At 39.2% G+C, this 13,772-nt stretch carries 12 protein-coding genes; 2 read left to right on the forward strand and 10 right to left on the reverse strand.

Annotated features, from left to right (window positions below; translation table 11 throughout):
• The first annotated feature begins 708 nt into the window (after positions 1-708).
• Positions 709-2,283 carry an oligosaccharide flippase family protein gene (locus Q7J08_RS08845; protein ID WP_304911332.1) on the forward strand — a complete coding sequence of 525 codons (1,575 nt, stop codon included), beginning with the start codon at positions 709-711 and terminating at the stop codon, positions 2,281-2,283.
• 225 nt (positions 2,284-2,508) lie between these two features.
• On the opposite strand, the gene Q7J08_RS08850 is transcribed toward Q7J08_RS08845, so the two are convergent.
• Genes Q7J08_RS08850 through Q7J08_RS08895 form a run of 10 tightly spaced genes read right to left on the reverse strand, consistent with a single transcriptional unit; the run spans position 2,509 to position 11,679 of the window.
• Positions 2,509-2,928 (reverse strand): hypothetical protein, encoded by a 420-nt coding sequence (locus Q7J08_RS08850; RefSeq protein WP_304911333.1) that lies wholly within the window; start codon positions 2,926-2,928, stop codon positions 2,509-2,511.
• A gap of 46 nt (positions 2,929-2,974) precedes the next feature.
• Positions 2,975-3,748, reverse strand: a complete 774-nt coding sequence (locus tag Q7J08_RS08855) for an acylneuraminate cytidylyltransferase family protein (protein ID WP_304911334.1) — start codon at positions 3,746-3,748, stop codon at positions 2,975-2,977.
• Positions 3,745-4,686, reverse strand: coding sequence for a Gfo/Idh/MocA family protein (locus Q7J08_RS08860; RefSeq protein ID WP_304911335.1), 942 nt, complete (start codon positions 4,684-4,686; stop codon positions 3,745-3,747). Before Q7J08_RS08860 ends, Q7J08_RS08855 begins: the two co-directional genes overlap by 4 nt.
• 4 nt (positions 4,687-4,690) lie before the next feature.
• Entirely contained in the window at positions 4,691-5,677 is a 987-nt protein-coding gene (locus Q7J08_RS08865) for a Gfo/Idh/MocA family protein (protein WP_304911336.1), read from the reverse strand.
• Positions 5,674-6,852 carry a UDP-N-acetylglucosamine 2-epimerase gene (neuC, locus tag Q7J08_RS08870; RefSeq protein ID WP_304911337.1) on the reverse strand — a complete coding sequence of 393 codons (1,179 nt, stop codon included), beginning with the start codon at positions 6,850-6,852 and terminating at the stop codon, positions 5,674-5,676. Before neuC ends, Q7J08_RS08865 begins: the two co-directional genes overlap by 4 nt.
• Complete coding sequence (gene neuB, locus Q7J08_RS08875) at positions 6,849-7,847, reverse strand: N-acetylneuraminate synthase (RefSeq protein WP_304911338.1); 999 nt, start codon at positions 7,845-7,847, stop codon at positions 6,849-6,851. Before neuB ends, neuC begins: the two co-directional genes overlap by 4 nt.
• Entirely contained in the window at positions 7,844-8,485 is a 642-nt protein-coding gene (locus tag Q7J08_RS08880) for an acetyltransferase (RefSeq protein WP_304911339.1), read from the reverse strand. Before Q7J08_RS08880 ends, neuB begins: the two co-directional genes overlap by 4 nt.
• Positions 8,478-9,536, reverse strand: a complete 1,059-nt coding sequence (locus Q7J08_RS08885; protein ID WP_304911340.1) for a nucleotidyltransferase family protein — start codon at positions 9,534-9,536, stop codon at positions 8,478-8,480. Before Q7J08_RS08885 ends, Q7J08_RS08880 begins: the two co-directional genes overlap by 8 nt.
• Positions 9,533-10,681 (reverse strand): LegC family aminotransferase, encoded by a 1,149-nt coding sequence (locus tag Q7J08_RS08890; RefSeq protein ID WP_304911341.1) that lies wholly within the window; start codon positions 10,679-10,681, stop codon positions 9,533-9,535. Before Q7J08_RS08890 ends, Q7J08_RS08885 begins: the two co-directional genes overlap by 4 nt.
• A 14-nt stretch (positions 10,682-10,695) precedes the next feature.
• Complete coding sequence (locus Q7J08_RS08895; protein WP_304911342.1) at positions 10,696-11,679, reverse strand: NAD-dependent 4,6-dehydratase LegB; 984 nt, start codon at positions 11,677-11,679, stop codon at positions 10,696-10,698.
• Positions 11,680-12,006: 327 nt separating this feature from the next.
• Here Q7J08_RS08895 and Q7J08_RS08900 point away from each other — a divergent pair, with 327 nt between their 5' ends.
• On the forward strand, positions 12,007-13,557 hold the full coding sequence (locus Q7J08_RS08900) for a hypothetical protein (protein WP_304911343.1): 1,551 nt from the start codon (positions 12,007-12,009) through the stop codon (positions 13,555-13,557).
• Positions 13,558-13,772 lie beyond the last annotated feature (215 nt).

The raw sequence follows: 13,772 nt of genomic DNA on the forward strand, positions 1-13,772 counted from the left end.
TTCTAATTATGGGGTGCGGGAGGGCGACTCCGGCGCGGAGCCCGACGCGGTGGAGTATCCTATATGCCGTTGCCCCCATATGTTTCCGGGTAGTTTGATGGAGATGGAATATTCAGATATTACGTATGCGGTGTTGGGGTGTAGATCCAATTCGGGAAGTATTAGATCATGATCATACTCCCAAACCACTTCCCTCTCATACCCCCCCAATCCCTTCCGTTCTGACTATTCAACAACAGATTCGCTAAGCAGGACGTTAACGCGAGCCTTGAACATAAGATATTTCCACCGCGGGACGCTCCGCGCCAAAGTCGCGTCCCCGCACCCCTTAATCAGAAAAAAGGAAAGAGATGTGGGGGAGCATATTTGCCAACTGTCAAATTCAGGGTGTAACTCGTGAATATTTTGCGACAGAGGAGCCAAGTGAAACGTTAACATGATCCTTGGACATAAGATATTTCCTCCGCGGCTGCAATTCGCCCTTGCAACCACCCAAAGCTGCTCGGATGTTGCGACCCGACCAGCCCCCGTTACTGAGCGCGTGCCGGAAAAAGAGGCGGGCTTTTTGTCAGGGAGGCAGGAGGGGGGATCGCGGCGGGGAGCTATGGTGCAGAGGAACGGGTTTTTTTTCGCAGAGTCCATCCGGCAGTATTTATGTGTCGTGAAGGCAGATTAGTATAAAAGAGAATGGGCAGGTTTGTGGAATAGATGACGGAAGAACAGGGTGCGACGCTGGATATTAAGTTTCAACAGAGGTTTTCGAAGAATCTGCTTTCCAATGTGGTGTATTTTGTTCTGAATGTTATTATTGGGCTTGCTCTGGTCCCGTTTTTTTTGGACACGTTGGGACCTGCTGCATATGGGTTGATTCCGCTGGCGACATCGCTCACGAGTTATATCACTATTTTCACAGATGCTGTAAATGGCTCTATTTCACGATATCTTACGATTGATTTACAGCGATCTGATTTTGCCCGCGCAAATGAGACTTACAACACATCATTGTTTGGTATGCTGTTAATTGTGCTCATGTGTGTGCCAATTTCCATCCTAATCGCCATCTCATCTCCCTCTTTTTTTGATATAGGAGATTCTGCAGTAGTTGATGTGGTTCTATTATTTTCTCTGATTTTTATTTCCGTCCTTCTAAGAGCATTCGGCAGCACATTCATGACAACATTGTTTGCCTACAATCGGATGGACTTAAGAAATATAGTTAATATCGTGTACCAGTTGATTCCGGTCATATTAATAGTCAGCATATTTTTGATATTTGGTCCTTCTTTGGTAGCAGTGGGTACATCATATCTATTGGCGGCGGTAATTTCAGTATTTGTATCTTATGTATTTTCAAGAAAGACATGCCCACAGTTAAAAACCAATCATCATTATTTTTCAAAGTTGCGTTTTAAGGAAATGGGGGGGGTGACATTCTGGTTAATTATTAATAGATTCGGGGGTTTGCTCGTTACAAACGTTTCACTGATATTTGTAAATATATTATATGGTGTTGTCGCCGAAACCGGTTATTCTCTTGTTTTAACATTTAACATATTGTTGGTATCAATAGGGAGCCTTATTACTAGTATACTTACGCCAATGATATATTCTTATTATAGTAAGGGAGATATGTCGGGTCTAATAACCTTTTCTAAATTTTCAATAAAAATAGTTGGTCTGCTCATTGCTCTTCCTGTTGGTCTTGTATGTATTTTCTCATCTCAATTTCTTACTCTCTGGGTAGGTAGTGAATATACATATTTAGTTCCATTAATGTGGATTCTAATTATTCCATCACTTCTTGAAGTACAGGTTGCTGCGATCGGTGGAGTTAATATTGCATGTCTTCGGGTTCGGTTTCCAGCGATTTATGCGGTATTATGTGGATTTTTTAATATAGGTCTTATTTTGCTCTTTAATTTCTTGTTTGATATTGGATATTATAATGTCGCTTTATCTTATCTTATTTCAAGAGTTATACTTGGAATTGCAATATATACACCAATATACATAGCTTATATCCTGGGAGCTCCACATTTTACGTTTATAAAATCTATGCTTTATGGATATATATCATTAGCAGGGCTATTAGTTGTGGGTATAATATTCACATCATTCATATCTGTAGATTCACTATTAATGCTAATAATTGCAGGAACTGGATTTTCAATTATTTATCTTCTGATTATTCTTAAACTCATTCTTAAAAAGAATGAGAGAGATCTAATTAGATCATGTATTCCAAAGACTATTGGTAAATTGATACCAGAGTGGATATTGTAACCAATTCTTCAATGTCTTTACTATAAAACGTAGAGTATTTCCCTTTTTTTTGAGTTGATACTTCCATGCATTTCATAATCTGACATAATGATATTTACAGATGTAGATTTCTTCCGTACCCAGCAAACTCGTTACACTATCCAAAGAACTCTTAAGAAAAATGATTGCGGCGAATATCTACTTAAAGATCCAGTGTGGAATCATAAATAATAATTAATCAAAAATCTATTTTTTCATCAAAAACTCCGCCATCTTTAAGTCCATATCACAATCAATATCCACAGAAACGTCTCTCCCCATCACATATGCATAGCACCGCTCCCGATAAAAGTCCCCCCACTCCCGATAATACCTAATCAATGCAATATACATAGCTCCATTGATTCGGTAATACGTATCCAGAGGCTGTCGCAGCTTATCCTTTGCCTCTGGTTTAATGAATCCAACCATAGAACCATCAATCGGCAGCATTCCGCACAACAATGGAGAATGCTCCATTTCAGTTACACCAACTACAGCACAAGCCTTCTTTTGAGTGAAGATATCATAAGCATTCATAATATCTTCTGCAGTCCGCAACGGAGATGTCGGCTGAAGAAGAGCAAATGTATCAAATGTTTTACCGCCTGCTTCATACCAATTCAAATGTAACAAATATTTCCTAAAATAGGGGTTTAAATTGATGTTTACATCATAAAGTATCTATATTTTGATATAGCATCGACAAATCTGCCTTTTTATCTATGAATATTTTCATAAGAACTTCCATCAGCTCATAATCCTCTTCACTGTCAATATCAAGAACTGCGGTATCCTCCATCATGATAGCTGTACATCTCCCATCAAATAATTTATCTGAATTTGAACGAATAAGATACTCCCCATCATAAGCATAGATTGATGCATTCATATCATAAACCACTGGGGCCTGCTGTCTTGAAGTTAGTCCCTGGTTCATGACCAACTCATACCCCCCAGTGACTGGAATTTTTTTGACCTGGTTAAAGTATGGATTACGTCTGGCACTTGTTATTGAAAAAACAACGTCAAAATCTGGTGAATTTTTCTTCATTTCATAAATATTCACAATATCCTGAAGTCTACGAATAGGTGATGTGATGTCAAGATCAATAACCATGTCATGCTCAACACTATAGTGTTTATTACAACGAAGAAGTGCATCTCTAATTACAGCTATTTTCCCAATAGTATCGCCACTGAGTTCTGCCGACCTATCAACTGTGAAAACAGGAAACGCCTTTTGGGAGGTAATCAGACCAAGAAGATCTTGGCTGTCTGAACTTGCACATACATGAATCGTATCCACACCTTTATTTTCTTTGATAAATAAATCGATTGCCGAAAGAGTATAGTAAACTAATGGTTTACCAAGCAGATTTTTTAAATTTTTATTTTTAACGCCTTTCGATCCGGCACGTCCACAGACAGTAAATAAAATGTTCATTCCAACTCACCTAAAGCTAACTTTAATGTATCAAATGCATTATAAATATCATTTTGATTTTTTGTCTCTTTTCCGGTACATAAATCAAGGAAGTAGTTCATTTCAGCGATATATGGGTCATCATTTTTAGTAACTGGATACGGAATGATTTCAATACCATTATCAAAACTAACAGTTTGACTAATGAAATCAACTTTCAAGAGCCCATTCTTGGTGAATAATTCCAGTTGGCGTGTTGCCCTCCTTCCAAAATAATCAAGATGCAGTTCAACAATTTTGTCAGAATATTCGGCAATATAAACTGCAATATCATCACTATCTATGTTCAACTCTGATTTTGTTCCCTTCAAATATGATAGTTTGTTTGGCATTCCAAATAGATATTTCAGATAATCCCATTCATGAATCAGATCAAGACTAACACCACCACCCATTTCCTTATGAGCACTGTAGTTCACCTTATAATCAATATTTTTGCGCCACTCCGGGAGGTATGAGGAGCAAATTGCTCTGGCTGAGTAGACTTTATTCTTTTTTACAAAATCTTGGAGTATAGGGAACACACCGTTATACCGTAGTGGAGCTGCAACATAGTATACAGAATCCGTATTAAGCAGCAATGATTTTAAATCATTTTTCGTATCCATGAACAAAGGTTTTTCAATGAATATATGTTTTGTATGAGAGAGAATCTTGTTTAATGTCTCATAATGTTTGTTCGTCGGGTTTGTAATAAACACAATATCGTAATCATCATTAAGATTCTCATAAGAGGTAAATTCTTTATCAATTATTTTTCCAATATCATCTGAAAGAGGTCTGTGTGTAGTGCGAAGCGTATGAATATCTGAGAGTATTTTTCTCTCTGAGAGGATCTGCACTAAATTATGAAGATGTCTGGTACCAATAGACCCAAGACCTATAAAGCAGATCTTCATATCGTTACAACCTGCCTTCAATTTTATCAATAAGGTTCAAGGTCCGTATATCATCATTCAAAGAGTATAAGGGGTTCCCAACTCCAGACAATAAATCAAAAAAACAAACAATTTCAGCAAGATATGCATCCTCAATTATATTAGATGCATAATTCTGATTATGTTCAAACGAATCATATAATTCAATAGATTCAAATGATTTGGTATCTATGTTATATCTCTTAAGACCCGAAGGTGTTCCATCCCAAAATAAATGTAGGTTTTCTCCGACAATCTCCAGTAAAGAAATGGCTTTTCTTGATACCACATCTATTATCATTACACCTCTATTTCCAGATTCATGTTCCAAGGTCACCAGATATGAATCAGGATACGTAATATCCAGATTACTGATTTTCTTTTTTGAAGTATAACCTACGGATACCGACCTGCCAAAACAATTCAATATCCACGGCAGCTGAATTGCAAATATTTCACGGCAACCGTTCGTTTCCTTCTCACCAACAAAGAATTTTTTGTAACTTTCCCATGGATGCCAGTCAGGAAGATACTGACCAACATGATACATATATTGGAGAGGTAATTTTTCTGAATGCACAATCTCACATATTTTTTGAATCTCTTTACGGTACAATAACGTAGAAGACATGAATATATGCAAATTATGTTGTGCAGCTAATTCACGTAATTCAGTATATCCTGTGTTAATCAAGTTCAGTTCAGTAAATACGTTGATGCTGTTCTCAAGTAATTCTTTGATTACGGTATGGTGCGTAGCAGGAGGGGTGCAGACGAAGGCAGCGTCAACGTTCGTTTCGGCTAAAGCATTTAAAAGAGAGTCAAAACATTTGATGTTATATGCCTCCGATATCTCGTTACGGCGCTTTTCTGAAAACTCAATCCCAAATATAGATATGTTCGGATAATTTTTTTGTACGAGACGTAATCTTCTTTGACCCATTGAACCTAAACCAACAATTAATATGTTCATTCGTGTACCTCTATATCATAGAACTCTTTTTTTAAATCGATCCTGCCGTTATCCAGCCACTCATGCAAGACAGCTAGAATACGCTCAGCTGCGTGTCCATCCCCATACGGATACGCGGCAGACGCAGCCCTATGCAAAAAATCTTCTGACATCGCAGTCTTCATAGCACCTACGATCTCTGACGTTTCAATACTGCAGTTGATCACAGTCTCTGCCATGATTCGTCCCTTCTGCCTTATTCCAAGGTTGACTGTGGGAATTTTAAAGTAGGGTACTTCCAAAATCCCGCTGGATGAATTTCCAATGACCGCCGATGCATGTTTCAGAGCACTCAGATATTTTAAATTTCCAAGAGATGCAACGGTGAGAACATTTGGATGATCTTTTGCATAGGCGTCGATCATCTCATTAATGATCATCCCTCCTTCATCAGCATTGGATTTCGTAATGATATATTTTAGATCAGGGAATGCAGATAAAGCCCGTAACAGCTGAGTGCATTGATCTCTCACATTCTTATTATTGAGCGTCTCAGGATGAAAAGTAACAACACAATACTTTGAGTTTTTAATGTCAATATTCAGGATCGATGCAAGATCCTCTTTTGATAACAGCTCCATTTGTCTGACGTTGTCTATCCCGATGGCTCCAACATTATATACACGATTCGGTTGTTCCCCAAGCTGGATCACTCGTCTTCGGTATGCTTCGCAGCTCGTGAAATGAAGATAGGATAATTTGGTTATGGCGTGTCTGATTGAGTCATCGATTGCCCCTTCAGTCAGTTCTCCGCCATGCAAATGTGCAATAGGAATTTTTGCATTGAGGGCCGCTATGGAAACAGCGAGAGTTTCATATCGATCACCCAGCACAATCAGCAAATTCACAGTGCGTCTGGAAAACATTTCTGCAAAACCCGATATGGCACGTGCCATTGTACTGCTGACATCAACCGCATTCTGTATTGGCGAGAGGATAATGTCCACACGTTCGTCAATGGAGAAACCATCTGCGAGAATTTCCTTATAGGTATTGCCAAATTCACTGCGAAAATGAGTGCCTGTTACAGCAAGAAGGAGATTAAATTCCCCATCCCTTTTAATAAGTTCAGCAAGAGGACGAAGTAATCCCCATTCTGCACGGGTAGCTGTGACCACACAGATCGTTTTCGTCATAATTCAATCAACTCATCCCGAATAAAATCACGAGACGCTTTTTGTCCCAGGACCTCAAACCACTTCATGGGCGATATCCCGTTTCCAGGTCGTTTTACCGTGATATTATCCTCGGTGAATACAGTTCCGGCTTTGATCCCGCATTTAGCAACAATGCTTTTTCTTGCAATATCCCGATTTACAAGTTCTGATCCTGTTGGTTGTTTTTCAGAACTGCCGAGTGCCTGTTCAATATGACGGATCGCCTGAACCATCTGTTTGAGTTCACTCGGTTCAAGGCTTGCTTTGTGATCCGGACCTTCCATTGTTCTATCCAGCGTGAAATGTTTTTCAATAACAACAGCGCCAAGAGCTGCCGCAGCTATCGGCACTTCAATCCCATTTGTGTGATCTGAATATCCAACCGGCAAGTGGAATGTTTCACGAAGGGTATTCATGGCATTAAGGTTGACATCATTATAAGGGGTTGGATATGCCGTATTGCAGTGGAGAAGTGTGATATCGTCTGTTCCTGCATTTTGCAGAATAGTAACAGCTTCGTTGATATCGGACAGACTGCTCATACCTGTTGAAAGAATCACCTTTCTCTTTAAGTTACCGATTCTGATCAGATACGGCAGGTTTGTAATTTCTCCCGAGGGTATTTTAAAAATATCCATCCCGAGTTCAGCCAGCAAATCAATACTGTCAATATCAAACGGGGTAGACATGAAAATAATATCAAGCATCGCAGCGTATAATTTCAACTCTCTAAAGTCATCATATGACAACTCTAATTTTTTAATCATCTCAAGTTGATTTTCGGCGGCTCCGGTTGCAGCTTTCTGATATTCTGCTTTTTCTGCAAAACACGAGACGAGATTTTCAGATACAAAGGTCTGAAACTTGACAGCATCCACTCCCGCATCTTTTGCAGCACCGATCATTTTTTTGGCGAGCTCAAGACTGCCGTTATGATTGACGCCGACCTCTGCAATAATAAATATGTGATTCATGACTCCTCGCGAACTTTACAGGGAACGCCGAATGCAGTACAATTTGACGGCAGATTTCCAAGTACAACACTACCCATCCCAATTGTAGTACTCTCCCCAATAGTCACACATTGTTTTACGCATGATCCGGTCCCAATATGGGTATTATTTCCAACAGTGACAGCTCCGGACAATATTACGCCAGGAGATAAATGAACAAAACTACCAATACTGCAGTCATGATCCACTAATGCACCAGTGTTGATAATTGAAAATCTGCCGATTTGAGCTCCTGCATTCACAACTGCATTTTTCCCAACAAAAACACCCTCTTCGATTATGGCAGATTTCGCAATAACCGCTGATGAATCAATTATTGATGGAAATGAGAATCCAATTTTCTTTAAAGATTTATAGATGCTCTGCCGTTTGGTACTGCACGATGTTGTTCCAACCGCGATAAAGGCGTTGGAATAACCATTATTATAAAATTTCTGCAGATCATCATCTGTACCACCAATCAAAACACCATCAACAGTATCACCAACTTTACCCGGAGAGTCAATAATCACTATGTCTGAATATACGTTAATATCAATTGACGATAAAATAGATTTGCAGTGCCCGCCGCCGCCAACAAGAACTAATTTTTTACCCATCCCTACCGCCAATCAATTTGTCTCTCATTCTCTCCATCTCATCAATCTGGCCCATATCAGACCACTGACCTTCGCTGATCGGATACACGCCAACCGGTTTTCCTGCATCTATACACTTCTGCACGACATCAGTCATATGAATGAATGTATCATTAGGGATTTCAGAAATAAACTCCGACTCTACAACATAGTATCCGGTATTAACCAGATATGATAGTGTTGGTTTTTCCACCATATTCTCAATACGCCCGGCATCATTCATGTAAACAGTTCCATAGGGAATCGTGATCTTTTTCACCGCACAGACCATTGTAACCAGGTTCTGCATTTTCTTATGATACTGATAGATCTTATCATAAGACGCATCGATCAGGATATCACAGTTGGTCATAAAAAATGTCCCGCTGATCTTTCCTTCAAGAAGTTTCAAACCACCTGCAGTTCCAAGAGGTTCCTTTTCATCAGCAAAATCGATATCATAGGGAAGATCAGGGTCAGAATAATATGCCTTGATCAACTCCTTCTGATGATTCACCACCATCGTAAAACGAGTACATCCATACTTTTCGAAATGCTGCATAATATGCATCGTAATCGGTACATCACCAATTGGGATCAGAGGTTTTGGAAGAACTTTCGTATAAGGGTACAACCGTGTCCCTTTCCCGCCTGCCATGATCACAACAGGAATATGCAGATTTGCAGGCGGGAGTGAAGCAGTATCATCCTCAAAAATAATCGACAGAATCCTGCCTTCAGCATCCAAAACAGGCAGTGCTTTGTAATCTGACCTGATTTTTTTGATCACTCCCGCATCGACGGAATCACTTTCACGCAGAAATTTGAAGTTCCGATTTGCAACATCCATCACATTGCAGGACAGATCACCGCCGCGAATAATATACCGGCGGATATCGCCATCAGTTATGACCCCGAGAATCTTCTTATCACTGCAGACAAAAGCGACACCTTTCGCTGCCGTATCTATAACAGACATTGCATCAAGCACTGTGGCAACGGGTGAAACTAAATAGCTGCTGAGTTCAGTCATTTCTCTCCCATGTTTTCAAATTCATGAATCAAATTAGACACATATAGCACATCCTCTTTATTCAGATTTGTGCTGCACGGAATGTTGACCACATGCTCCCAAAAGTACTGAGCTTTTTCAATACAATAGTTTCGTGAATGTATATACGGAGGCAGAGCATGGATCAGATGCCATATCGGGCGGGACTGGACATTGTTCTCTCCAAGATACGTTATCAATTCATCACGCTTTTCTGTCAGATAGCTGTAGAACCAATAGTTTGACCTTGTGTCTGCTCTGAACGGATATAAGGGAATGCCGTTCTCAACATAAGTATTATAGTTTGCATGTTTAATTGAAATAAAATCCTCAAGCTGCTCAAGTTGTGCCATACCAACAGCCGCCTGAAGATTTGTCATGCGGTAATTATAGCCAACCTCATTATGCTTGAAATACACCGCATCATCCTTTGCCTGGGTCGAAAGATAACGGGCTTTTTCAAGAAGTCCGGTGTTTTCCGAGATCAGCATACCGCCGCCGCCCGTTGTAATGATTTTATTTCCATTGAACGAAAGTGCCCCCATATCTCCGATCGTTCCGGCAAATTTACCTGCGAATTCTCCTGATTTTATATAACTTCCCACCGCCTCGGTTGCATCCTCAATGATTTTGAATCCATATTTGGATTTAAGTTCCATGAGTTTTTCCATATTGGCAATATTTCCAAAGACGTGGACAACTATCACAGCAGAGATATGTTTGCCGTTGACTTTGTCAATGAGTTTTCCATCCCGCATTTCACACTCATCGGCACAAAATCGCTCAAGCTTATCCATATCCATACAGAATGTATCATCGCAGTCCATGAAAACCGGCTCTGCGTTCACATATCTCACCGGGTTTACTGCTGCAACAAATGTCAGAGTGGGAACAATAACTTCTTCTCCAGCTTTTACTCCGCAGCATATCAATGCAAGGTGCAGGGCAGCCGTTCCAGACTGGCAGGCAACCGCATCTGGAGTATGCACATACTCTGCCATCATTTTTTCCATGCGGTTGATATAGGCCCCGCCTGTTGAAACCCACTCCTGAGTAATGGCATCATCAACATATTTTTTTTCGTTCCCTTTCAGATTCGGGACAGATAATGGTATGAATTTGCTCATGCAGAACCGCTTCCTTATAAATTATAAATATCAGTTTTGTAGCTGTTAAGGTTTTGCTTCATCCATCCCACTGTTTCTGCAAGCCCTTCAGCAAGTGAGTATTCCGGTTTCCATCCGGTTAATTTGAGAATCTTCTCATTAGAGCCAAACAGACGGTTCACCTCGCTTTTCTCCGGGCGCAGCCTCTGATCATCACAAATTATTTCCGCATCAGGGTTAATCTGACGAATCAGTTCCCGTGCCAAATCTCCAATGGAGATTTCATATTGGGAAGCGATATTGATCTCCTGACCGATCGCAGCATCACAGTTTGCAATACTGACAAAGCCATTCACCGTATCTTTCACATAGGTATAATCGCGGGTGGGTGTGAGAGAGCCAAGTTTTATCTCTTTAGCTCCGGAGAGCAGTTGCGTGATGATGGTTGGGATCACTGCACGTGCCGATTGTCGCGGGCCAAACGTATTAAATGGACGAACTATTGATATCGGCAGATCAAAACTTCGATAGAAACTTTCAGCAAGACGGTCGGCACCTATCTTCGTTGCTGAGTAAGGCGACTGACCCTGGTAGGGGTGTTTTTCATCGATCGGCACGTATTGTGCCGTCCCATAGACTTCTGACGTAGAGGTAACAAGTACTCTTTCTGTTTGCAGATCACGCGCTGCCTGCAGGACATTGAGGGTTCCTTTTATGTTCGTATCCACATAGGAATCAGGTGAGTGGTAGCTAAATGGAATGGCAATAAGTGCTGCCAGGTGATACACTGTGTCGATTCCTTTCATTGCTTCACGGACACCGTTTGGATCGCGGACGTCTCCTGCAAATATCTCTATTTTGTCTTGTGTTTCCTTTGGTAGGGTGTCAAGCCATCCCCAGGAATTGAAAGAGTTGTAGTAGACAAATGCACGGATCTTATTATTTGTGTTTTCGACCAGATACTCTGTAAGATGGCTGCCGATAAAGCCGTCTGCGCCGGTGATGAGGATAGAGGACATTGGTATAGTTAAGAATATTGTTCCTATCTATGGATAAGCATATTCATATATCTGAATACCCACTTTGCAAACTACTGATACGTACTTAAAAAAAGCCTGATCGCTGAATTTCACCTTACATTTTCACAGAGGTCATATGAGCGGTTGCTTCTATTCAGAGATGAGAGTAGTCTCATTCAATCTACAATATTCTGTTCAATGTATTTGGATGTCTATTGGACAAACTCGCTTCATATTTGTATCAGACCATTATTTATACATATAATAAATAATGAATATAACTGATATAAATATATGATGCCCTCTTCTCAAAAAAATGTGTTTCTAATGGATTATAATAATCAACTATTGTCATCCCTAATAATGTATCCAGAAATAAATATTGTTGGTGTTCATGTGAAGCATCAATATGAAAAAGAAGAAATAAAATCTCACTTTCCAGAGTTATCTATATATCTTACAAACGATATTATTAACTGGAATGAATCATTTGTAACCCAAGATGAAATCAAATCTCATTACAAAAGTCAGATAAAAGTAGAACATTTTTTTGAAAGGTACGCAGATTGTTCCTCATCTGAAAGACTAGCATATTATTATTCCAGTCTAGCATTCTGGATAAATCTATTCAATAATACTTGCATTGATTGTGTTTTGATTGGTCAGATTGATCATGGAAGTCCTGCAGATACACTGCTTATTGATATTGCAGTTGAAAAAAATATTCCAACATATTTATTTGAAATTATGTTATTCAATTATGATGACCGAAATCAGTATTTTTCAATAAAATGCTGTAATACAAACACATATCTAGATTTGGATGCCCTAACACCTGACTTCAAATGCATTCCAAACATAGATGCATTTATAAGTTCATTTTCCCACAAACCTGCAGTCATTTCATATAATAATGATGATAAAATAACTCTGACCGACATCTATGTTTCAATTAGTTATTCAAAAAAGATTGCGTTATCGAAGGTTATTAATAGCGTACTCTTTGTTCCAAAAAAAATCGCTTTAATTACCGGTAAATCATTTAATACCAAAGAGAAAGGTATGAAAATATTCTGGAAATTTGCTTTGGTTTATTCATACTCGAATTATTGGTTGTCTCATATAACCAGAAAAAGTATAAAAAATGAACTCCAGGGTCACGTAACATATGCCCCCGCAAAAAAATATATCCATGGTTGGCATTATGTTAATCATCTCAGGCAATATTACCAGAGGCATTCCGTCAAAGAGATTCCGAATTGTCAGAAATATATATTATATGCTCTTCACTTAGAGCCAGAAGCATCATTTATGGCAAGAACCACCTATAATAGTCAGCTATATAACATATCTATGCTATCAAGATCATTACCTGATGGATGGAAATTATATGTTAAAGAGCATCCAATGCAATTTAACACAGTTAAAGGCGGGATGTATCTAAAAAATTCCTTTGTTTATCGCGATGAAAAATACTATGAAAAGATATGCTCTTTTCCAAATACATATCTCTTAGATTACCGAATCTCTAGTCAATCTTTGCTCAATAAGAATATCCTCAGCAAGAATCCTCGACCAAATTTGGTAGCAACAATTAATGGATCTATCACTCTTGAAGCTATTATTAATGATATCCCAACACTATTGTTTGATAAAGATACTTTGTCTTATGAATCACCGCTCATTTTTGGTGTGAAAGATCAAAGTGATATTTCTGCTTGTTTGAAGCAAATTGAAAATCACAAAATAGGACCAAATGATATGAATGATATTATAAAAAGTTTGCAACATAAATTATTTATATGTACTCCAGACTTGTACTTTATGATTCCTGATGATCTGGTTAAGAATCTGGTCTTGAAATCAAATTCTTTTTGAAAAAGGCCATACCGAGTTTATCTCTATGATCAGCGTACTCCAGTAGTTTTCCTTTCCATTCCAGAAAATCTCTCCGATGAGATCACATTAAACTAAAATTCCCCCTTCCCTTATCTCGAAAGCACGCACCTAAATATCTACCCATCACTCCCATGGCTGCACAACACACAAGAAAACTCTCTCCGCTCCACCAGAACCAATGAAAGCCTATATTC

Origin of the sequence: Methanocorpusculum sp., assembly GCF_030655665.1 — an archaeon.
In the GTDB taxonomy this organism is placed as follows: Archaea; Halobacteriota; Methanomicrobia; order Methanomicrobiales; family Methanocorpusculaceae; genus Methanocorpusculum.

What these genes read in the sequence shown, in the direction of transcription:
- Q7J08_RS08845 (WP_304911332.1), top strand. Translation starts at nt 709, where the DNA reads ATGACGGAAGAACAGGGTGCGACGCTGGATATTAAGTTTCAACAGAGG.
- Q7J08_RS08855 (WP_304911334.1), bottom strand. Translation starts at nt 3,748, where the DNA reads ATGAACATTTTATTTACTGTCTGTGGACGTGCCGGATCGAAAGGCGTT.
- Q7J08_RS08860 (WP_304911335.1), bottom strand. Translation starts at nt 4,686, where the DNA reads ATGAAGATCTGCTTTATAGGTCTTGGGTCTATTGGTACCAGACATCTT.
- Q7J08_RS08865 (WP_304911336.1), bottom strand. Translation starts at nt 5,677, where the DNA reads ATGAACATATTAATTGTTGGTTTAGGTTCAATGGGTCAAAGAAGATTA.
- neuC (WP_304911337.1), bottom strand. Translation starts at nt 6,852, where the DNA reads ATGACGAAAACGATCTGTGTGGTCACAGCTACCCGTGCAGAATGGGGA.
- neuB (WP_304911338.1), bottom strand. Translation starts at nt 7,847, where the DNA reads ATGAATCACATATTTATTATTGCAGAGGTCGGCGTCAATCATAACGGC.
- Q7J08_RS08880 (WP_304911339.1), bottom strand. Translation starts at nt 8,485, where the DNA reads ATGGGTAAAAAATTAGTTCTTGTTGGCGGCGGCGGGCACTGCAAATCT.
- Q7J08_RS08885 (WP_304911340.1), bottom strand. Translation starts at nt 9,536, where the DNA reads ATGACTGAACTCAGCAGCTATTTAGTTTCACCCGTTGCCACAGTGCTT.
- Q7J08_RS08890 (WP_304911341.1), bottom strand. Translation starts at nt 10,681, where the DNA reads ATGAGCAAATTCATACCATTATCTGTCCCGAATCTGAAAGGGAACGAA.
- Q7J08_RS08895 (WP_304911342.1), bottom strand. Translation starts at nt 11,679, where the DNA reads ATGTCCTCTATCCTCATCACCGGCGCAGACGGCTTTATCGGCAGCCAT.
- Q7J08_RS08900 (WP_304911343.1), top strand. Translation starts at nt 12,007, where the DNA reads ATGGATTATAATAATCAACTATTGTCATCCCTAATAATGTATCCAGAA.